The sequence below is a fragment of the Actinomycetota bacterium genome (genome assembly GCA_005888325.1).
Lineage (GTDB): Bacteria > Actinomycetota > Acidimicrobiia > Acidimicrobiales > AC-14 > AC-14.
The window spans coordinates 121,701-142,278 of record VAWU01000013.1; the positions used below are offsets into that span (position 1 = coordinate 121,701).

Below are 20,578 nucleotides of genomic sequence, written 5' to 3' on the forward strand. Positions count from 1 at the left end.
ATGGTCTTCGAGAACATCGTCTTCGGCATGCTCGCGGCGGTGATGATCCTCGCCGCGTGGCGGCTGGTCACTACCCAGAACGTGGTGCGCGCCGCCCTCTTCCTGGTGATCGTGCTCGCGGGGGTGGCGGGTCAGTACGTCCTGCTGTCGGCCGAGTTCGTCTTCGCCGTGCAGATCGTCGTCTACATCGGGGCGATCGTCGTCCTCTTTCTCTTCGGCATCATGCTGACGCGCGCGCCGATCGGACGCGACGCCGGCCTCGACAACGACCAGAAGGCGCTCAGCGCGATCGTCGCGCTGTTCTTCCTCGGCGTGCTCGGCGTCGTGATCGTGCAGGCGTGGGGTGACACCAAGCTCCAGTTCCCGAAGGACCCTGCGCTCCTGCCACGCGCCGCCGACCTGGGCGACGCGTTCCTCGGCCCGTACGTGGTTCCCTTCGAGGTGGTCTCAGTGCTTCTGCTCGCCGCGCTCGTGGGCGCCGTTGCGATCGCCCGGAGAGATTGAGGGGAGCGACGTGTACCTGAGCCAGTTCCTGCTCCTCGCGGCCGTGCTGTTCTGCATCGGCATCTACGGCGTGCTCGCGCGCCGCAACGCCGTGCTCGTGCTCATGTCGATCGAGCTCATGCTCAATGCCGTGAACATCAACCTGGTGGCCTTCGGCGCGTTCCGCCACAACGTGATCGGACAGGTGTTCGCCCTCTTCATCATCGCCATCGCCGCGGCCGAAGTCGGCGTCGGCCTCGCCATCGTCCTGCTCATCTACCGCAACCGAACGAGCATCGACCTCGACGAGGTCGATCTCATGAAGGGCTAGAGAGCGGCGCCGTGCTCGACAACGTGTGGCTCATCCCGCTCCTTCCTGCGGTGTCCTTCGCGATCATCCTGCTCGCGGGAAAGCGTCTGCCGTTCAAGGGCGCCGAGTCCGGGATCGTCGCAGTCGGCGCGTCGTTCGTGCTCTCGGTCGTCGTGGCCGCCAAGTGGATCGGCGAAGACGCTCCGCGCGAGGCGATCGAGCACTCGTCGACGTGGCTGCAGTCGGGGCGGGTGAGGTTCGGCGCCGGCACGCACGTCGACGGGCTGACCGTGATGATGCTGCTCGTCGTCAGCTTCATCTCGCTGATGGTGCACGTGTATTCCACCGGCTACATGCACGGCGACCGCCGCTACACCTACTTCTTCGCCGCCCTGTCGCTGTTCACCGCTTCGATGCTGCTGCTCGTGGTCTCGGACAACTCGTTGCAGTTCCTCGTGGGGTGGGAGCTGGTCGGGGTGTGCTCGTTCATGCTCATCGGTCACTGGTGGGAGGAGAAGGAGAACTCCGACGCGGCGGTGAAGGCGTTCCTGACCACGCGCACTGGCGACATCGGCTTGATGATCGGCATCATCACGCTCTTCTTCGCTGCGAAAGGCAGCTTCAACATCGCCCATCTCAACCAATTGGCGCTGGACGGCGACATCAGCCACCGCCTGTTGCTCGTCGGGGGCTGCTGCCTCTTCCTGGGGGTGGTGGGCAAGAGCGCGCAGTTCCCGCTCCACACCTGGCTGCCCGACGCCATGGCCGGCCCGACCCCCGTGTCGGCGTTGATCCATGCAGCCACCATGGTCGTGGCCGGCGTGTACCTGGTCGCCCGCTTCTACCCCGTGTTCTTCTCCGCCTTCTCGATCGACGCGGGCGGGGTCAACCTGGTTTCGATCATCGGGGCGATCACGATCGTCATCGCCGCCCTGCTCGCGTTCGTGCAGGACGACGTGAAGAAGGTGCTCGCCTACTCGACGGTCAGCCAGTTGGGCTACATGGTGATGGCGCTCGGAGTGGGCGCCTGGTCGGCCGGCATCTTCCACCTCTTCACCCACGCCTTCTTCAAGGCGCTGCTCTTCCTCTGTGCAGGCTCGGTCATCCACGGTGTGCACTCGAACAACATGAGCGAGATGGGCGGCCTCAGGAAGCTCATGCCGTGGACGTTCCGTACGTTCATCATCGGGTCGCTCGCGCTGTCCGGCGTCCCGTTCCTCGCCGGCTTCTTCTCCAAGGACGAGATCCTGCTCGGTGCGCATCGGAACGGCTTCCCGATCATGCTCGCGGTCGGCCTGCTCGGTGCGTTCATGACCGCCGCGTACATGACCCGCGCGTGCTACCTCGTGTTCTGGGGCGAGTACCGGGGCCAGGGGCACCCTCACGAGTCGCCCCCCTCGATGGTCGTGCCGCTGCAGATCCTCGCCGGCCTCTCCGTCGTGGCCGGCCTGGCGAACACGTGGATCGTGGGCGACCGCTTGCGCTTCGCCCACTGGGCGACCGTGCCGGGCACCGAAGAGCTCATCCAGCGGTTCGGGCTCGAGCACGCCTTCTCGCTGTCCGACGCCTCGATCTCGGTCGCGGTCGCGCTCGCCGGCATCGGGCTGTCCGGGCTCTACTACTTCCGGGACGCCCTGAAGCCGTTGCGCGGCCTGACCCGGCGAAGCACGACGGCGCGGGCCGGCTACACGCTCTTGGTGAACAAGTACTACCTCGACCACCTGTACACCGACATCATCGTCGGCTCGATCAAGGGGCCCATCGCGCAGGCCGCGTACTGGTTCGACCAGCGGGTCCTCGATGGTGTGGTGAACGGAGTGGGCGCCGGAGCGCGCGCCGCGGGGAACTTCACCTACGACGTCATCGACCAGAAGGTCGTCGACGGCTTCGCCAACGGCGCCGGCGCCGGCGCGGAGGAGAGCGGCAGCATCCTGCGTCACATCCAGACCGGCCGCGTGCAGCAGTACGCGGCGGCCCTCTTCGCCGCCGCCGCTCTGTTCGCGGTCGGCCTCGTCCTCATCACGCAGTAGGAGACGAATGAATTCCTTCGACAGCTGGGCGCTGAGCCTCGTCGTGTTCGTGCCGATGGTCGGCGTCGTCGCGATGATGGTCATCCCGCGCGCCCAGGAGACGGCGCTGAAAGCGACCGCGCTGCTGACGACCGTCGCCACCGCAGGCGTCGGCGTCTACCTGCTGGTCGGCTTCGACTACGGGAAGAGCCGAGCACTGCAGTTCGAGGTGAACAAGACCTGGATCGAGGTCATCAACAGCCGCTACCACGTCGGGCTCGACGGCATCTCGCTCCCGCTGCTCGCCCTGTCGATCCTCATCACCGTGCTGTGCGTCGTGTACTCATGGGACCACTTCCCCGAGCCGCACAACCCGAAGGCGTTTCTCATCCTCGTGCTCGTGCTGGAGACGGGCATGAACGGCACGTTCGTGGCCCAGGACCTGATCCTCTTCTTCGTGTTCTTCGAGCTCGTGCTGCTGCCGATGTACTTCATGATCGGCGTGTGGGGCGGCCCCAACCGGCAGTACGCGGCGATCAAGTTCTTCCTGTTCACGCTCTTCGGCTCGGCGCTGATGATCCTCAGCTTCCTGGCCCTCTACTTCAAGGGCGGCAACACCTTCGACATGGTGAAGCTGGCCCAGATGCACGGCGACGGCATCGTGCACAGCACGCAACTGATCATCTTCGGGGGTCTCTTCGCGGGCTTCGCCATCAAGGTGCCGATGTTCCCCTTCCACACCTGGCTGCCCGACGCCCACACCGAGGCCCCCACCGTGGGCTCGGTGATCCTCGCCGCGATCCTTTTGAAGCTCGGCACCTACGGCTTCGTGCGGATCGCCATCCCGATCCTTCCCGAGGCGGCGCGGTCGTGGGCGCCGTGGATCGGCGCGCTCGCGGTCGTCGGCATCATCTACGGCGCGCTCGGCTGTCTGGCCCAACGCGACATGAAACGCCTCATCGCGTTCTCGTCGGTGGCGCACATGGGCTTCGTGATGCTCGGCATCGCCACCCTCACCACCTTCGGCATCAACGCGGCGATCTTCGGCATGGTGGCCCACGGCCTCATCACCGGCATGCTGTTCTTCGTCGCCGGATCGATCGGTGAGCGCTACGAGACCCGCGAGATCTCCCGCCTCGGAGGCCTGCTGCTGCAGGCGCCGCGCCTCGGGTGGATCCTCGGCTTCTGCGCGATGGCCTCGCTCGGCCTGCCCGGCCTGGCCGGCTTCTGGGGTGAGTTCCCGGCCATCCTCTCTGCGTACCAGCCCGCGGCCGGGCTGTCCGAGCCCCTGTTCCGCGTCTACATGGTGGTCGCCTCGGTCGGCACCGTGCTCGCGGCCGGCTACCTGCTGTGGATGCTCCAACGCGTCGCCTTCGGGATCGTGAAGCCCGAGTTCGAGCGCGCCCACGTGCACGACGTGCACGTGCCCGAGTACCTGGCGTGGGTGCCGATGCTCCTGCTCATCGTCGCCCTCGGCGTCTACCCGCACCTGCTCTTCCGCATGACCGACGACGCCGTGCAGCGCGTCACGGCCGATGTCCCCGCGAGGCCGGTGGGCACCATCACCGCGGCCGGGGCGCACCCGTGACGATCTTCGCCGCCGCAGCACAGAAGCCGTTCATCGCGCCCCACCTCGACTACCACGCGCTCGCACCCGAGATCATCCTGGCGGCGACGCTCGCCCTCGTGCTCATCGCGGACCTCTTCCTCGACGATCGGCACCGGTGGCTGCTGGCGAACCTGACGGGCCTCGGGCTGCTCGCCGCGCTCGTCCCCATCGTCACGCTCGCGCTGAGCGACGACCGCGTGCGCTCGATGGTCGGAGGCGCGTACGTCGTCGACGACTTCAGCCTCGTCCTCAAGGCGCTGTTCCTCGTCACCGGGTACGTAGTTGTTCTCATGGCGACGAACTACGTGGAGGAGGGCGACTACTACCAGGGCGAGTTCTACTTCCTGCTGCTGTGCTCGCTGTTGGGCATGGTCGTGATGTCGTCGGCCCGCGACCTCGTCACCATCTTCGTGGCCCTGGAGACGCTCTCGATCCCCGCCTACCTGTTGGCGGGTTGGCGCAAACGCGACCTCAAGAGCAACGAAGCGTCGATGAAGTACTACCTGCTGGGGGTGTTGGCCTCGGCGGTGATGCTCTACGGGATGTCGCTCGTGTACGGCTACACGGGCAGCACGGTGCTCACCGAGATCGGGCAGCGGGTGAGCGGCAACATCACCGACCAACCGGTCATCACGGTCGGCATCTTCTTCATCGTGGTGGGCTTCGCCTTCAAGGTCTCGGCGGTGCCGTTCCACTTCTGGGCCCCCGACACCTACGAAGGGGCGCCGACGCCCGTCACCGCGTTCCTCTCCGTGGCGTCCAAAACCGGAGGCTTCGTCGCCCTCCTCCAGTTGATCTACGTCGGCTTCCTCGGTCGCGACGACGTGTGGGGCCCGTTGTTCTGGGTGCTGGCTGCGCTGTCGATGACGATCGGCAACCTGATCGCCCTGCGCCAGACCAACATCGTGCGCCTGCTGGCGTACTCGTCGATCGCGCAGGCCGGCTACATCCTGGTCCCGTTCGCCGTCGCGGGTGCCAACCCGAAGGCGGCGGAGAGCGCGATCACCGCGTCGGTCGTGTACCTGCTCATCTACGCGGCGATGAACCTGGGCGCCTTCGCGGTCGTCATCGCGGTCGCGCGCAAGACCCGTTCGGGCGAGATCGCCTCCTACGGCGGTCTCTTCCAGTACGCGCCCGGCCTCACGGTCCTCATGACGATCTTCCTGTTCTCGCTCGCCGGGGTCCCGCCGTTGGCCGGGTGGCTCGCCAAGCTGGTCATCTTCCGGGCGGTGCTCGACGCCGGGACCGGCCCGGCGGTCGCGCTCGGCATCGTCGCGGCCGTCAACTCCGTGATCGCGCTCTTCTATTACGCGGCGGTGGCCAAGGAGATGTGGATGAACCCCGTCCCCGACGGCGACACCACCGTCGTGCGGGTCCCGCCTCCGTTGCTCGCCGCCCTCGGGCTGACCGCAGTGGTGGTCATCGCCGTCGGGATCTACCCGCAGGCGTTCGCGCACTTCGGGGACCTGGCGGCAACATTGGTCAGGTAGTGGCATCGCCGGGGAAGTAGCGGCCCTCGTCGCCGAGCGGGTCCGCCGCCTCGGTCCTCTGCGCTTCGACGAGCTGGTCGAGCTGGCGCTCTACCACCACGAGGCCGGCTTCTACGGGCGGGGCGGGCACGCCGGGCGCGGCGGCGGCGACTTCATCACCAGTCCCGAGGTGGGCCCGCTCTTCGGGGCCGTGCTGGCCCGGGCACTGGACGCGTGGTGGGACGAGCTCGACCGGCCCGACCCGTTCGTGGTCGTCGAGGCGGGCGCCGGCGCGGGGACGCTCGCACGCGCCGTCCTCGACGCGCGGCCGTCGTGTGCGATCGCGCTGCGCTATGTCCTGGTCGAACGCTCGCTCGTCCTGCGCCGCCGCCAGGCGGAACGGCTCTCGCTGGAGCCCGCCCGCCTCGCGCTCGGGCCCGTCGGCCCCGACGACCCCGACCTCGGGCGCCGGCCCATCGCCGGTCTCGGGCCCCTCGTCACCGCGCTGGCCGAGCTGCCGGCCGGACCCTTCACCGGCGTCGTCCTCGCCAACGAGCTGCTCGACAACCTCGCGTTCCGGCTGCTCGAGCGCACGCACGAGGGCTGGGCCGAGGTGCGCGTCGGCGAGCGGCTCGACGAGGTGGTGGTACCGGCCGAGGCCGACGTGGCCGCCGAGGCGCGTCACCTCGTCCCCGACGCCGAGGCCGGTGCGCGCATCCCGCTCCAGCAGCAGGCCCAGGCCTGGTTGCGCCAGGCGCTGGCCGCGCTTTGGGCCGGGCGGGTCGTGATGGTGGACTACGCGGACGACACCGCATCGCTCGCGCGGCGACCGTGGACCACGTGGGTGCGCACCTACCGCGCCCACGGCCTCGGCGGCCACCCGCTCGAGCACCTGGGGGAGCAGGACCTGACGTGCGAGGTCGCCGTCGACCAGCTCTCCCACGTGCGCGTCCCTTCCGCCGACCGCAGCCAGGCCGAGTTCCTGCGCGCCCACGGCCTCGAATCGCTCGTCGCCGCCGCGCGCGACGCCTGGCTGGCGCGTGCCCACGTCGGTGACCTCGAGGCGCTGAAGCACCGCAGCCGGATCGCAGAGGCGCAGGCGCTCTGCGATCCGTCGGGCCTGGGCGGGTTCAGGGTGCTCGAGTGGGAGGTGGGCTGAGGCGAGCGTCCGCGCTGCGGGCGTCCCTTCGGTTCCAACGTCCCGAGCAAATCCACCTAGTACGGCGACGCACACCAGTGATTCGCGAGCGTTGCGATCGACTCGATGAGGCAGAACGTGTTCTGGTCGACACGCCATGAGCCGTCGCGCAGGATCGCCCAAGCGCGCGCCTGGCCCGGGACCTTCTCGCCGCCGACGCTGACGTGAAGACTCGCCACTGCGAGCTTCGCACTCAAGAAGTGGATGCCGTCGACCCGCGCGTCGACGTCACCGAGTGCCTTCTCGTATGCGGAGCGGTTGGCGCGCTCCTTGGCCAGGACGCTCGCACCGTCCTCGACCGTGGCGAACGCGGCATCGACGTCGAGCGCGCGCACGAAGGCCTGCTCGATGTCGCGCCGGGCCCCGGCCTGATCCGCGGGCGGCGGTCCGGTGGTGAGGTCGGCGATCGAGGGCACCAGCCCGTTCGGACAGACGAAGGCGCCGAGGCCGAAGGGTTCGGGGTGGCAGTGGGGACCGAAGCCCCGCACCGCCACGTTGAGCACGCTCAGCAGCGAGAGCAGCGACTGGCGGGGGAAGATCAGGGCCACGGCGTCGGCTCCCAGGGCGCGACAGCTCGTGACCCGGGGCGCCGCGTAGTCGCAGTAGTGGGGGCCGACGCCCTGGAGCACTGCCGCTGCCCGCATCCGACCCCGTTCCTCGTACAGGCGCCATGTCCGGCGCTCCAGCCCGGGCAGGAGCGTGTCCATGTGCCTGTAGTCCAGCGCCCCGCAGCCGTAGGCGAGGGGTTTGTCGGTGATGAACACGGTGACCGACGCCTCCACCCGTGCGGCGCCGGCGCGCAGGCGCCGGCACTCGCGCTCCAGGGTCTTGACCCGGGTGGAGAAGCCGTAAGCCGAGATGGTGGCGTCGTCGCGCAGGCGCACCACCCGGTGCTGGTAGTCCCCCTGGCGCAGGCCCACCGACACCAGCGCCAGGGAGACGAGGCCCGCCACGGCCGCGCCCGGTGCCGCCCGGGGCAGGCGCAGTCGCCGCAGCGCACCGCTCTCGACCACCAGGAACCCCAGGAACCACAGCCCGTAGGGCAGGGTGGCGAAGATGCGCGCCGGAGACAGGAACTGGCCCAAGTCAAAGAGGCTCTTGGGCGTGGCCATGCCCCAGACGAGGAGCGCGGGCAGCGTTAGCGCGGGGAGGATGTAGGTGATGCGCCCGCTCAGGGCCACCAGGGCCAGCAGCGCCGCCAGAAGCACCAGCGCCGTGGGCCAGAGGTGTGCCACCTCCAGGCCGAACAGGGCGAAGAAGCGATCCAGGCGCCCGAGGTTGTCCCCCAGGGTGGCGAGGCTGGGGCGCACCGAGGCCTGGCCGAAGACGTCGTAGTCCGGGTGGGCTCGGTAGAACGACCACTTCCAGCCCAGATAGGCGAGGGGCACCACCGCCCCCAGCGCCAGCGCCCCCGCCCTCGCCCGGTTCGGGGGGTGGGCGAGCAGGCTCCAGGCCCCTACCGGCACCGCCACCAGGGCGCCGCTGGGGTCGAGCGCCACCCCCAGGCCGAGCAGGGCCCACCCCCCGGCCTCGGCCCGCCCGGGGCGGGCGATGAGCACCGCCGCCCCCGCCACCACCAAGAAGTGCGCCCCCTGGTAGGTGGCGACGGTGGAGACCACAAAGGTGTAGTAGGCCGACAGCAGGGCCGGCGCGGCCACCGCCGCCACCGCCAGGCCCACCCGGCCCCGCCGCCAGGCGGCCAGGGCGAGGGCGAACCAGCCCCCTAAAGCCAGCAGGGCCCAGACCAACAGGGTGGCGGAGCCGATACCCATGCCCAGGCGACGGAGCACCTCCATGGGCAGCGCCTCAATGTTGGAGCCATAGGTCTGGCCGTAGACGTTGGGCCCGCGGAGGTGGCCCGCCCCGAACTCCCGGGCGGTGAACCACATCAGGGTCACGTCCGCGTTGGTTGCGGTGCGCGCCACCAGCCGCGCGAGCCGCACGTGCTCGAAGGTGGCCGCGACCGCCAGCACCAGGAGGACGAGCTTCGTGCGCAGCCCCGGCCGCATGCTCACGCGAACGGGTTCACCCGGCGGTGAGCGCAGTGCAATCTTCGTGGAAGTGGAGGAAGGCGACGCCACCGCGATCGAACACCCCGTCCTGAGGGCCGCGTACGAAGCTCCATCCTAAGGACGGTGTAAGGAAGGGGCCATTCATTCCCGGCGTGGGCGAGACGGGGCGCGGCGAAGTGGGTCTCCCGAAGGGACGCCCGACCGGCGCTCCCCGGCACCGCCGCAAGCTCGGTCGTCCCAGTCCCCACACCGTCTGCCGCCTCCGCGATCCGCGTGGAAGCGGTGCACCCGAAGAACAGCCGAAGAAGGCTCCATCCTAAGAACACCGTAAGGAAATTGCCATCCAGGTGCGTCGTAGGCTCACGCCGTGCTCGCGGCCCGGTTCGACCTCGCCGATCCCGACTTCCCCGTCTCCCTCGTCGACCTCGACGAGCCCGCCCTGCCCGGGCCCGCATGGGCGCGGGTGGCGGTCACCGCCGGCGGCATCTGCGGCAGCGACCTGCACCTCTTCGGCCACGGGACGGGGCCGTCGCCGACGCTCGCGACGCTGGCCGCGTTTCCGTTCGTGATGGGACACGAGATCGCGGGACGGGTGATCGAGGCGGGGCCCGACTGCTCGGTCCCGCCGGGTACCCGGGTCGCAGTGGACCCAACGATCGGTTGCGTGGCGCGCGGTATCGAGCCCGCGTGTCGCCATTGCGCCGCGGGCTGGGCGCAGAACTGCCTGAACCTCGGCGCCAAGACCCTGACGCCAGGCCTGAGCCTCGGGTACACCTCGGACCTCGGTGGGGGCTGGGCCGAGCAGGTCGTGGGCCACGCGTCGATGCTGCATCCCCTTCCCGACGGTGTGCCCGACGCAGGCGCGAGCCTGCACGAGCCCACCTCCATCGCCGTCCACGGGCTCCTGCGCCGGCCGCCGCGCGACGGCGATCAGGTGGTGGTGGTCGGTGCCGGGATCATCGGCTTGTGCGTCCTCGCCACGCTGCGGCACCTCTTCCCCGCTTCAGAGGTCACCGTGCTCGCCCGTCACGACCACCAGGCGGATGCGGCGCGGGCCATCGGCGCGCGCCATGTCGTTCGTCCCCAGCCCGACGGGAGCCACTTCGAGCGCTTGGCCGAGATCAGCGACGCGCAGATCAGCGGCAGGGGCGGAGGCCTCATGCTGATGGGCGGGTTCCCGTATGTGGTCGAGGCGGTCGGCGCACCCGCGTCGGTGACCGAGGCGCTGCGCATCGTCGACAACCGAGGCACCGTCCTGCTCCTCGGAGCCGCCGGCATGAGCGAGGTGGACCTCACCCAGGTGTGGTTCAAGGAGGCCGCGCTGGTGGGCGCGTGGGGTCATTGCGTCGACGGGACGCGTCACTCGATCGATCGTGCGCTCGCGTTGTTGGCCGCGGGTGCGCTGCCGTTCGCGAACGTCCTGACCCACCGGTTCCCCCTGGTCGACATGCGCGAGGCCGTCACCACCGCGCTCGACCGCAAGGGCACGGGCGCGATCAAGGTCACGCTCCATCCCTAGGGCGAAAAGCGACGCAGCCTCCTGAGTAGAGTCACCGTCCGTACCGGGAGCGACGAGTGGGAGGCGGGCGCATGGCCGAGCCGGCGATCGAGGCGTACTACTCGGAGGACCGCACGTTCCCCCCGCCCCCCGCCTTCGCCGCGCACGCCCTCGTCGCTGACACCTCCCTCTACGAGGAGGCCGAGCGCGACCCCGAGGCCTTCTGGGCCCGTCAGGCGCGCGAGCTGGTGACGTGGTTCGACGACTTCGACACCGTGTGCGAGTGGGACCTGCCCTTCGCGAAGTGGTTCACGGGCGGCACACTCAACGTCGCGTACAACTGCCTCGACCGTCACGTCGAGGCAGGTCGGGGCGACCGGGTCGCCTACCACTGGGAGGGCGAGCCCGGTGACACCCGCACCTACACGTACGCCGAGCTGCAGACCGAGGTCTGCCGCTTCGCCAACGTGCTCAAGTCGCTCGGGGTGAAGAAGGGCGACCGGGTCAACATCTACCTGCCGATGATCCCCGAGCTGCCGGTCGCGATGCTCGCCTGTGCGCGCATCGGCGCTCCGCACTCGGTGGTGTTCGGCGGCTTCTCGGCCGACGCGCTGCGCGACCGCATCAACGACGCAGAGGCCAAGGTGCTGGTCACGGCGGACGGCGGCTGGCGGCGCGGCGCGGCGGTGCCCCTCAAGGCCAATGCCGACCTCGCCGTGGCCGGCACGCCCTCGATCGAGCACGTCGTCGTGGTGCGCCGCACCGAGACCGACATCGCCATGGCGGACGGACGCGACCGCTGGTACCACGACCTCATGGCCGACGCGTCCGCTGACTGCCTGCCGGAGAAGATGGACGCGGAGGACCTGCTGTACCTGCTCTACACGTCGGGCACGACGGCGAAGCCGAAGGGCATCATGCACACGACCGGCGGCTATCTCACTCAGACCGCGTTCACCCACAAGTACGTGTTCGACCTCCATCCCGACACCGACGTCTACTGGTGCGCGGCCGACATTGGCTGGGTCACCGGCCACAGCTACATCGTCTACGCGCCGCTCGCCAACGGCGCTACCTCGGTGATCTACGAGGGCACCCCCGACACGCCGGAGAAGGACCGGCTGTGGTCGATCATCGAGCGCTATCGCGTCTCCATCCTCTACACCGCGCCTACCGCTATCCGCACCTTCATGAAGTGGGGCGTCAAGTGGCCCGACGGCCGCGACCTCTCGAGCCTGCGACTCCTCGGCTCGGTCGGGGAGCCGATCAACCCCGAGGCGTGGATGTGGTACCACACGCACATCGGCGGCGGACGTTGTCCCGTGGTCGACACGTGGTGGCAGACGGAGACAGGGGCGATCATGATCTCGCCGCTACCGGGCGTCACGACGTTGAAGCCCGGGTCGGCCACCTTCCCGCTGCCCGGCATCGGGGCCGAGGTCGTCGACGACCGGGGCCAGAAGGTCGAGCGGGGGGGTGGCTACCTCACGCTCACCCGGCCGTGGCCGGCGATGCTGCGCGGCATCTACGGCGACCCCGAGCGCTACCGGGAGACCTACTGGGCGAGGTTCGAGGGGCGCTACTTCGCGGGCGACGGGGCGCGCGTCGACGACGACGGCTGCTTCTGGCTGATGGGTCGGGTCGACGATGTGATGAACATCTCGGGTCACCGCGTGTCGACCACCGAGGTCGAGTCGGCGCTCGTCGACCACGTCACCGTCGCCGAAGCCGCGTGCGTGGGGGCGAAGGACGAGACCACCGGCCAGGCGATCATCGCCTTCGTCACGCTCAAGGCCGACATCGAGCCGGACCGCGAGCACGGCGAGGCGTTGCGCGAGCACGTCGCCACGAAGATCGGACGCTTCGGCCGACCCAAGACGATCATCTTCACCGACGACCTCCCGAAGACCCGCAGCGGCAAGATCATGCGCCGTCTCCTGCGTGACGTGGCCGAGGGCCGCGACCTCGGCGACACCACCACGCTCGCCGACGCCACCGTCGTCGAGGAGATCAAGCGCCGCTCAGAGACGGCGCCGCAGGAGGACTGAGCGTCCCTGCCGTCACAGCCCCCGCCCCACTGGGCCTGGCGGACCGGGCCCCTCGACGGCGGGCCGGTCGTCGTGTTCGACATCGACGGCGTGCTGTCCGACGCGGCCAGCCGACAGCACTTCATCGAGGCCGACGACTGGTATGCGTTCTTCGACGCGTGTGGTGACGATCCCCTCATCGAGGAGGTCGCCCGCCTCATCGAGCTGCTCGACGACGAGCTCGTCATCGTGCTCCTCACCGGCCGGCCGGTACGGGTGCGGCCGCAGACCCGAGCCTGGCTCGATCGCTACCAGCTGCGCTGGGACCTGTTGATCATGCGCGACATGGGGGACTACTCGGCCGCCCGTCGGTTCAAACAGAGGACCGTGGCCGACCTGCGCGCAGGTGGGTTCGACCTGCGCCTCGCCTTCGAGGACGACCGCCGCAACCGGCAGATGTTCCACGACGAGGGCGTGCCGTGCATCTACATCCACTCCGGCTACTACGACTGAGAGGTTGCTGTGAATCTCCTCTGAGAGGGAACGCCGGGTCCTGCGGTAGCGTTGGACCCACTGTTATGAGCAAGAACACCATCAAGACCTACGTCCTCCTCGCCGGGCTCGGCGGGCTCCTCGTGCTGATCGGCGGTGGGGTCGCAGGTGGCAACGGTGCGCTCATCGGCCTCCTCATCGGCCTCGTGTTCGTGGGTGCCTCCTACTGGTTCTCCGACAAGCTCGCGATCAAGGCGGCACGCGCCCAGCCGGTCACCGAGCAGGAGATGCCCGAGTACTACCGCATCGTCCGCGAGCTGACCGCGGCGGCCGGGATGCCGATGCCGAAGCTCTACGTCTCCCCCGACCTGCAGCCCAACGCCTTCGCCACCGGGCGCAGCCCCAACCACGCGGCGGTCGCGGTCACCCAGGGCATCCTCCAGGTCTGCGACTGGGAGGAGCTCCGCGGCGTGCTGGCCCACGAGATCAGCCACGTCGGAAACCGCGACATCCTCATCGGATCCGTCGCCGCCGCGGTGGCGATGGGCATCACGTTCGTGGCCCGCATCGCGATGTGGGGGGCGATCTTCGGAGGCGGCGGTCGTGACAGGGAGGAGGGCGGGAACCCGATCGCGCTCCTGGCGCTCGTGGTACTGGCCCCGATCGCGGCCATGCTCCTGCAGATGGCCTTGTCACGCAGCCGCGAATTCGAGGCCGATCGCTCGGGCGCGCGCCTCATCGGCACCGGTGAGCCGCTCGCGAGCGCGCTCGCCAAGCTCGACGCCGCGGCCCGGCGCATCCCGATGAAGGTTGACCCGGCCCAGGCACAGAAGTACATCATCAACCCGCTCACGGGCCGCAAGATGAACTTCGCCAAGCTCTTCACCACCCACCCGCCCACCGAGGAGCGCATCGCGCGCCTGCGGACCCGGGAGTGGGCGAGCTAGTCCCTGAAGTTCTTGAACTGAAGGGGGATTCCGAAGTCCTCCGCCTTCAGCTTGGCGATCACGGCCTGCAGGTCGTCCTTCTTCTTGCCGGAGACGCGTAGCTGGTCGCCCTGGGTCTGCGACGAGACACCCTTGAGCCCCAGGTTCTTGATGAACTTGTTGAGCTCGCGTGCCTTGGCGTCGGCGATGCCCGCGTTGATCTTCGCGGTGCGCCGCACGCTGCCCTTCGCGCCCTGCTCGACCGGGCCGTACTCGAGCGCCTTCAGCGACACGCTGCGCTTGACGAGCTTCTCCTCGAGCACCTGCACGAGGGCCTTCATGCGGTCGTCGGTGCTGGAGCGAAGGTGCAGCTCGCCGTCGCCCAACTCGACCGCAGACCCGGTGTCCTTGAAGTCGAAACGGGTCGCCGTCTCGCGGCTCGCCTGGTCGACGGCGTTGCGCACCTCCTGCAGGTCGACCTCCGAGACGACGTCAAAGGTGGGCATGGGCAGACGCTATCGTGCGTCGCCACCAGGGTCGGTGCCCGAGCGGCCAAAGGGAGCAGACTGTAAATCTGCCGGCACAGCCTACGGAGGTTCGAATCCTCCCCGGCCCACTTTCCCCGGCCCCCACGCTCTGTCCACGCCGACCGCGACACGATTCGGCTACCGAAGGAGCGCTTCCATGCGCGCGATCGCGGCGTCACAGATCCGCGCCCCTCGGTCCGCGATCGTGCTGGTGCCGTCGTCGACCGGAGACGGGCGGTGGAGCGCTCACCCGAGCCCCGCTACGGGTCCCAGGCCGCTACCCGCCGGGCGGGCAGCGCCCGGCCCGCATCGGCCAGCTTCTCGATGACGGCCAAAGGTGTCGACCAGACCCGCCGCCGCCTCCGCAGGCAGCGTCTCGGGCCAACGACAAGACGACACCTTGCAAGCACGAAATCAGGATTTCGACGGAACGTGTCGACCGTTGCCCTCGGTGGCCCCGGGCAGCATGCTGAGGCACGGAACCTCGGGAGGGACCATGCCTTACGCGCAAGGACGCACCTACCTCGATGCCGACAGCCATCTGATGGAGACTTCTGACTGGCTGGTGGGCTACGCCGACCCTGACCTGCGCGACAAGATCCGTCCGCTCTACCTCGGTGGTGCAGGTGCGATGGCCGAGCAGGCGGTCGCCGATGCCGAGGCCCGCCGCGGTGACGAACAGGCCGCCGTCGCGCTCGAAGCCGCGCTGATGAAGGCCAAGGGGTGGAGCGCGCTGGGAGCCTTCGACCCTGCGGAGCGGAGCCGGGCGCTCGACCTCCTGGGCTTCGACCGCCAACTCGTGTTCAGCACGTTCGCGGCGACCCAGTTCGCGAGCGACGACGCTGACCTGCTCTACGGCGGGACCCGCGCCCACAATCGGGCGATCGCCGACTTCTGCTCCGACGACGACCGGCTGATCGCAGTGGGTTTCGTGCCGTGGGGCGCGCCGGAGCTCTCCACCCAGGCCGTCGAGGAGGCGATCGACTTCGGATGTGGCGCGATCCTGGTGCCGTCCGCGCCGCCGCGCGACATGTCGCCGAGCCACCCCGACTACGACGGCGTTTGGGCCCGGCTGCAGGATGCAGACACGCCGTTCATGACCCACATCGGCGGGGGCGGGCACCCGCTGCGCAAGGCGTTCCACAACAACGGCAAACCGCCGACCACCGACTTCCTCGGGGGCGGGGAGAACGTCCGGTCGAAGGACTACATGGTCCTGCATCAGCCACCCGAGACCTTCGTCGCAGTGATCGTGCTCGACGGCGTGCTCGAGAGGTTTCCCCGTCTGCGCGGCGGCTGCATCGAGCAGGGCGCGCTCTGGGTGCCTTCGCTCTTGAAGCGGCTCGACATCGCCCAGTCCACGTTCGTGAGGACCGAGCCGGCGCTCGACTTGCCGCTCAAGGCCTCCGAGTACGTGCACCGTCAGCTCTGGTTCACCCCCTTCCCCACTGAACCCGTCGGCTGGCTGATCGAGCAGTCCGGCGACGACCTCTTCCTGTTCTCGTCCGACTACCCCCATCCCGAGGGCGGGCGCGATCCGCTGGCGCGATTCGAGAGCAGTCTCGAGGGCGCGAGCGACGAGGCGCAGGAGCGCTTCTACTCGGGCAACTTCGTCGACATGATGGGGAGCCTCTAGGCGCGTTCGCCCTTCATCGGACCTGAAGCAAATCGGCTCGCCCCGCCGGCGTCTCGCCGGGCATGCTCGGGGCGGTGGAGCACCCAACCGAGCACCCAACCGCTGCCGCCCTCGAAGCGGGGCTCGACGACGTCCGCCGGGCACCCCGCGATCGCGGACGGGTCGAGCTCATCGTCCGGCGTCCGGCCGAGAGCGAGCGCGAGGTCCTCGCGGTCGGAGAGCTCGATCGCGGCGAGGGCCTCGTCGGCGACACGTGGCGGGCCCGGTCGGACCCGCCCACCGCAGACGGGTGGCCGGACGGCGACATGCAACTCACGCTGATGAGCTCCCGGGTCGCCCGGCTCGTTGCGGTACGAGCCGACCGCTGGCAGCTCGCCGGTGATCAGCTGTTCGTCGATCTCGACCTGAGCGAGGCGAACCTGCCGCCTGCCACCCGTCTCGAGCTGGGCTCGGCCGTGATCGAGATCACCGATGAACCACACCTCGGCTGCGCGAAGTTCGCGGCGCGGTTCGGGCGGGATGCGCTCCGGTTCGTGAACTCGGCGACGGGCCGGGAACTGCGCCTGCGCGGCGTGAACGCCAAGGTCGTCGTGGCGGGCACCGTCCGCACCGGTGACGAGATCCGCAAGCTCCGCCCCCGTTCCGTTCTCTGAACGAGGCGGCTCCCCTCACAACAGCTTCTGCATCAGGACCACGTCGAGCCAGCGGCCGAACTTGCGACCCACCTCGCGTTCGACGCCCGCCTGCTCGAAGCCACACGCGCGATGGAGGGCGATCGATGCCTCGTGCCCGCCGACGATCCGCCCGATGACCGAATGGAAACCATGCGTGGTCGCCAGCGCGACGAGCTCGGCCAGCAGCAGCCCACCGACGCCGTGTCCCCGCCGGTCGCGGCGCACGTACACCGAGTCCTCGACGGTCGTCGCGTACGCGGGGCGATCGCGGTAGGGCGACAGCGACCCGAAGCCGACGACGTCGTCCCCTTCGACCGCAGCGATGGCCGGGTGCGCGCCGGCATGGGCCGCCAACCACGCCTGCTGGTCCTCGAGCGAGCGGGGCACGAGGTCGAACGTCACCGTCGACTCCTGCACCTCGACGTTGTAGATGGAACGCATGGCCGGCGCGTCGTCGGGTCGGGCCAGCCGCACGTCCACCGCGCCGACCCTACCGTGGCGGTCCTCGCGTGAGCGCGGCCTACCCGACGAGCCGTTCGCCGACGACGGCCTCGTGCTCCGGCGAGGGCTCGATGACCGCAAGGTGACCGGCGACGGCCTCCATGCGCGCCCACGAGGCGACGTCCTCGTCCTCGGTCAGGTAGACGACCTGCGGCGACCCGGCGGAACGACCGACGAGCTCGAGCATCCACTGCTTGATCGACGGGTCGACGCCGTTCAACGGCTCGTCGAGGATGAGCGGGAGGCTCTGGCCGCCGGGCCCCGCATTGCGCAGCTCGGCCAGTCGGGCGACGAGGGCGTGGGCCAGGTCGGCAGGCTCCACCGCGCGCAGGCTGGGGCCGGTGAGCCCCGACCCGGCGCGACCCTCGTCCGCCAGGCGCACGGCCAGCGTGGCGATCCGCTCGCGCATCGTCAGCGCCCAGTCCACCGCGACCTCTCCCGCCAGCGACTGCCAGCGCGCGACCGCCTGGCGGTGCGCCTCGGCGGCGGTGGCGAGGTGCTGACGGTTGTGCTGTCCCTGGAGCAGGCCGTTCACCCGCTGGAGGTGGAACCCGATGTAGGACCGTGCGCCCGCGGCGGCGAGCGCTTCGGACTCGGCCTTGCGCGCGAGCTCCATGCGGCGCCGGAAGCGAATGGAGACCACGGTCGTCAGCAGTGCCACGACCAGGAACGGCAACGCGTAGAGCCGGTTGAGAAGCGCGGCGGGGATGGCGGCGAGGGCGCACGCGCCGCCGATGAAGAGAGCGTGGTGGCGAACGTCCTCGTGCCTCTCCAGCGCGTTCTCGAACTCCTCGTGGCGGCGCTCGATCTCTTCGATCACCGGCAGGTCCTCCGGCGCCGCGCCCACCGCCTCGACCTCGGTCTTGAGGGCGACGTCGGTCGCCCTGACCTGGTCGGCCGCCTGCCACAGCTGATCCTGGTCCACCACGGCCAACGCGCGGACGAGGGCGTCGCTGCGACTCGACGCGGCCACGTCGGTCGCGCTCAGACGGCACAACCGGCGCGCCGCTTCGACGTTCAGCCCCAGGTGCTCGAGGATGTCGATCGTGCCGTGCGCGTTCTCGAACTCGCCGCTGACGTCCTGGCCCGTCTCGATCTCCACGACGCGGTCGCGCCCGCTCTCGGGGCGCATCACCGCGAGGCGCCGCCCCGAGTCCTCCGTGAGCTCGAGGTGTGCGCCGCCCCGGCCGCCACCGAGGGAGCCGAGGAGCTCGCCGACGAGGCTGTCGCGCTCCAGCCGGCCAACGCCCGCGACCACGGTGAGACGCGGATGGAAGCGGACCGTCACTGCGTTCGGCCCCGCCTCCAGGATCAAGCGGTGGTAGCGCACGTCAGGCGTATCGGCGTGCGTCGTTTTTTTCTTGAATACGCCGGGAAGACGCCGCGGCGAGGTCCGGTAACCTGTCGGCCCGGAACCCGCCCCCTTAGCTCAGTCGGTAGAGCACAGCCATGGTAAGGCTGGTGTCGTCGGTTCGATTCCGACAGGGGGCTCACTCGCCACTCGCGCGAGGATCATGATCGCCCGCAGGGCGACGACAGATGGCGGCGTAGCTCAGTTGGTAAGAGCACACGGCTCATAATCGTGGGGTCGTCGGTTCGAGTCCGACCGCCGCTACCGCAGCAGGAAGGTCCGCAGCACCGAAGTCCCCGAGACAACGCACGGGCACACGACAACACGGCGCCGGCGGGGCAGGTCTGCCGCCCGGGGAGATGACAACAGACGACACGGCGCCGGTGGGGCAGGGGCCCCACCTTGGCGAGGAGGCTGGGGCTCCGGGGCCCCAGCCGGGAGGAAGACATGGCGAAGCAGAAGTTCGAGCGCACCAAGACCCACGTCAACGTGGGGACGATGGGCCACATCGACCACGGCAAGACCACCCTCACCGCGGCCATCACCAAGGTGCTGCACGACCGGAACCCCAGCGTGGCCTTCACCGCCTTCGACCAGATCGACAAGGCGCCGGAGGAGAAGCAGCGGGGCATCACCATCTCCATCGCCCACGTGGAGTACGAGACCGACAAGCGCCACTACGCGCACGTCGACATGCCCGGCCACGCCGACTACATCAAGAACATGATCACCGGCGCGGCCCAGGTGGACGGGGCCATCCTGGTGGTGAGCGCGGCCGACGGCCCCATGCCCCAGACCCGCGAGCACGTGCTGCTGGCCCGCCAGGTGGGGGTGCCCTACATCGTGGTGGCCCTGAACAAGGCGGACATGGTCGACGACGAGGAGCTGCTCGACCTGGTGGAGCTGGAGGTGCGCGAGCTGCTCACCGACTACGAGTTCCCGGGCGACGACACCCCCGTGGTGCGGGTGAGCGCGCTCAAGGCGCTGGAGGGCGACGAGGCCTGGACCCCCAAGATCCTCGAGCTCATGGACGCGGTGGACAGCTTCGTCCCCGACCCCGAGCGGGCCGTGGACCGGCCCTTCCTCATGCCCATCGAGGACGTGTTCACCATCACCGGCCGGGGCACGGTCGTCACCGGCAAGGTGGAGCAGGGCGTGGTCAAGGTGGGCGAGGAGGTGGAGATGGTGGGCATCCGCCCCACCACCAAGACCGTGTGCACCGGGGTGGAGATGTTCCGCAAGCTCCTCGACCAGGGCCAGGCGGGCGACAACATCGGGGTGCTGCTGCGGGGGACGAAGAAGGAGGACGTGGAGCGGGGCCAGGTGCTGTGCAAGCCCGGCTCCATCACCCCCCACACCAACTTCGAGGCCCAGGTCTACGTGCTGACCAAGGAGGAGGGCGGGCGCCACACCCCGTTCTTCAACAACTACCGGCCCCAGTTCTACTTCCGCACCACCGACGTCACCGGCCACATCGTGTTGCCCGAGGGCACCGAGATGGTCATGCCCGGCGACAACACCGTCATGACCGTCGAGCTCATCCACCCCATCGCCATGGACGAGGGCCTGCGCTTCGCCATCCGCGAGGGCGGGCGCACCGTGGGCGCCGGCTCGGTCACCAAGATCCTGAAGTAGGCCACGACAGCAGCGTCACAACACAGAGACACAGAGAAGGAAGAGATGGCACGGAACGAGAAGCGCATCAAGGTCACGCTTGCCTGCGAGCAGTGCAAGCGGCGCAACTACATCACGATGAAGAACAAGCAGAACGACCGCGAGCGCATCGAGATGAAGAAGTACTGCCGGTGGGACCGCGCGCATACACTTCACAAAGAGACGCGATAAGCGCGTAACGA

18 protein-coding genes and 3 tRNA genes are annotated in these 20,578 nt (G+C 69.3%); 17 read left to right on the forward strand and 4 right to left on the reverse strand.

Annotation, left to right across the window (positions count from 1 at the left end):
• From E6G06_02770 to E6G06_02795, 6 genes are read left to right on the forward strand one after another with little or no spacing between them, the layout of a single operon-like run.
• Positions 1 to 504: an NADH-quinone oxidoreductase subunit J gene (locus tag E6G06_02770; protein TML93414.1), complete on the forward strand. Its 504-nt coding sequence runs from the start codon at positions 1 to 3 to the stop codon at positions 502 to 504.
• Positions 505 to 514: 10 nt separating this feature from the next.
• The gene (gene nuoK, locus E6G06_02775) at positions 515 to 814 is read left to right on the forward strand and encodes an NADH-quinone oxidoreductase subunit NuoK (protein TML93415.1); all 300 of its coding nucleotides are present in this window, start codon (positions 515 to 517) and stop codon (positions 812 to 814) included.
• A gap of 11 nt (positions 815 to 825) precedes the next feature.
• Complete coding sequence (gene nuoL / locus E6G06_02780; protein TML93416.1) at positions 826 to 2,823, forward strand: NADH-quinone oxidoreductase subunit L; 1,998 nt, start codon at positions 826 to 828, stop codon at positions 2,821 to 2,823.
• A gap of 7 nt (positions 2,824 to 2,830) precedes the next feature.
• Positions 2,831 to 4,390, forward strand: a complete 1,560-nt coding sequence (locus E6G06_02785; protein TML93417.1) for an NADH-quinone oxidoreductase subunit M — start codon at positions 2,831 to 2,833, stop codon at positions 4,388 to 4,390.
• Positions 4,387 to 5,901, forward strand: a complete 1,515-nt coding sequence (locus E6G06_02790; GenBank protein ID TML93418.1) for an NADH-quinone oxidoreductase subunit N — start codon at positions 4,387 to 4,389, stop codon at positions 5,899 to 5,901. Before E6G06_02785 ends, E6G06_02790 begins: the two co-directional genes overlap by 4 nt.
• 58 nt (positions 5,902 to 5,959) lie before the next feature.
• On the forward strand, positions 5,960 to 7,039 hold the full coding sequence (locus E6G06_02795) for a hypothetical protein (protein ID TML93419.1): 1,080 nt from the start codon (positions 5,960 to 5,962) through the stop codon (positions 7,037 to 7,039).
• A gap of 56 nt (positions 7,040 to 7,095) precedes the next feature.
• Here the strand turns inward: E6G06_02795 and E6G06_02800 are convergent, their stop codons facing one another.
• Positions 7,096 to 9,093, reverse strand: coding sequence for a hypothetical protein (locus tag E6G06_02800; protein TML93420.1), 1,998 nt, complete (start codon positions 9,091 to 9,093; stop codon positions 7,096 to 7,098).
• A gap of 364 nt (positions 9,094 to 9,457) precedes the next feature.
• Here E6G06_02800 and E6G06_02805 point away from each other — a divergent pair, with 364 nt between their 5' ends.
• The 4 genes from E6G06_02805 (at position 9,458) to E6G06_02820 (ending at position 14,054) form a co-directional block, all read left to right on the forward strand.
• A complete protein-coding gene (locus tag E6G06_02805; protein ID TML93421.1) occupies positions 9,458 to 10,609 on the forward strand; it encodes a zinc-binding dehydrogenase in 1,152 nt (383 codons plus the stop codon).
• Between the two features lie 71 nt (positions 10,610 to 10,680).
• Complete coding sequence (acs, locus tag E6G06_02810) at positions 10,681 to 12,636, forward strand: acetate--CoA ligase (protein ID TML93422.1); 1,956 nt, start codon at positions 10,681 to 10,683, stop codon at positions 12,634 to 12,636.
• Positions 12,637 to 12,708: 72 nt separating this feature from the next.
• Positions 12,709 to 13,128: a hypothetical protein gene (locus E6G06_02815; protein ID TML93423.1), complete on the forward strand. Its 420-nt coding sequence runs from the start codon at positions 12,709 to 12,711 to the stop codon at positions 13,126 to 13,128.
• A gap of 65 nt (positions 13,129 to 13,193) precedes the next feature.
• Positions 13,194 to 14,054: a protease HtpX gene (locus E6G06_02820; protein TML93424.1), complete on the forward strand. Its 861-nt coding sequence runs from the start codon at positions 13,194 to 13,196 to the stop codon at positions 14,052 to 14,054.
• On the opposite strand, the gene E6G06_02825 is transcribed toward E6G06_02820, so the two are convergent.
• Entirely contained in the window at positions 14,051 to 14,545 is a 495-nt protein-coding gene (locus tag E6G06_02825; GenBank protein TML93425.1) for a YajQ family cyclic di-GMP-binding protein, read from the reverse strand. The two genes, E6G06_02820 and E6G06_02825, sit on opposite strands and share 4 nt — an antisense overlap.
• Positions 14,546 to 14,567: 22 nt before the next feature.
• Here E6G06_02825 and E6G06_02830 point away from each other — a divergent pair.
• From E6G06_02830 to E6G06_02840, 3 genes are all read left to right on the forward strand, one after another.
• A tRNA-Tyr gene (locus E6G06_02830) sits at positions 14,568 to 14,649 on the forward strand.
• 362 nt (positions 14,650 to 15,011) lie between these two features.
• A complete protein-coding gene (locus E6G06_02835) occupies positions 15,012 to 16,196 on the forward strand; it encodes a hydrolase (GenBank protein ID TML93426.1) in 1,185 nt (394 codons plus the stop codon).
• A gap of 62 nt (positions 16,197 to 16,258) precedes the next feature.
• Entirely contained in the window at positions 16,259 to 16,849 is a 591-nt protein-coding gene (locus tag E6G06_02840) for an MOSC domain-containing protein (GenBank protein TML93427.1), read from the forward strand.
• 15 nt (positions 16,850 to 16,864) lie between these two features.
• On the opposite strand, the gene E6G06_02845 is transcribed toward E6G06_02840, so the two are convergent.
• Together E6G06_02845 and E6G06_02850 are read right to left on the reverse strand one after the other, a co-directional pair.
• Positions 16,865 to 17,350, reverse strand: a complete 486-nt coding sequence (locus tag E6G06_02845) for an N-acetyltransferase family protein (protein ID TML93428.1) — start codon at positions 17,348 to 17,350, stop codon at positions 16,865 to 16,867.
• Between the two features lie 40 nt (positions 17,351 to 17,390).
• Complete coding sequence (locus tag E6G06_02850; GenBank protein TML93429.1) at positions 17,391 to 18,701, reverse strand: hypothetical protein; 1,311 nt, start codon at positions 18,699 to 18,701, stop codon at positions 17,391 to 17,393.
• A gap of 88 nt (positions 18,702 to 18,789) precedes the next feature.
• Here E6G06_02850 and E6G06_02855 point away from each other — a divergent pair.
• The 4 genes from E6G06_02855 to rpmG all read left to right on the forward strand — a co-directional run bounded on the left by E6G06_02855 (position 18,790) and on the right by rpmG (position 20,567).
• Positions 18,790 to 18,862 (forward strand) — tRNA-Thr (locus E6G06_02855).
• 50 nt (positions 18,863 to 18,912) lie between these two features.
• A tRNA-Met gene (locus E6G06_02860) sits at positions 18,913 to 18,989 on the forward strand.
• Positions 18,990 to 19,169: 180 nt separating this feature from the next.
• The gene (gene tuf / locus E6G06_02865) at positions 19,170 to 20,357 is read left to right on the forward strand and encodes an elongation factor Tu (protein ID TML93430.1); all 1,188 of its coding nucleotides are present in this window, start codon (positions 19,170 to 19,172) and stop codon (positions 20,355 to 20,357) included.
• A 45-nt stretch (positions 20,358 to 20,402) separates the two neighbouring features.
• Positions 20,403 to 20,567: a 50S ribosomal protein L33 gene (rpmG, locus tag E6G06_02870; GenBank protein TML93431.1), complete on the forward strand. Its 165-nt coding sequence runs from the start codon at positions 20,403 to 20,405 to the stop codon at positions 20,565 to 20,567.
• Positions 20,568 to 20,578: the final 11 nt, after the last annotated feature.

Bases quoted from the DNA above. Each gene is read 5' to 3' on its own strand.
- E6G06_02770 (TML93414.1), top strand. From the start codon at position 1: ATGGTCTTCGAGAACATCGTCTTCGGCATGCTCGCGGCGGTGATGATC.
- E6G06_02785 (TML93417.1), top strand. From the start codon at position 2,831: ATGAATTCCTTCGACAGCTGGGCGCTGAGCCTCGTCGTGTTCGTGCCG.
- acs (TML93422.1), top strand. From the start codon at position 10,681: ATGGCCGAGCCGGCGATCGAGGCGTACTACTCGGAGGACCGCACGTTC.
- E6G06_02820 (TML93424.1), top strand. From the start codon at position 13,194: ATGAGCAAGAACACCATCAAGACCTACGTCCTCCTCGCCGGGCTCGGC.
- E6G06_02840 (TML93427.1), top strand. From the start codon at position 16,259: ATGCTCGGGGCGGTGGAGCACCCAACCGAGCACCCAACCGCTGCCGCC.
- tuf (TML93430.1), top strand. From the start codon at position 19,170: ATGGCGAAGCAGAAGTTCGAGCGCACCAAGACCCACGTCAACGTGGGG.
- rpmG (TML93431.1), top strand. From the start codon at position 20,403: ATGGCACGGAACGAGAAGCGCATCAAGGTCACGCTTGCCTGCGAGCAG.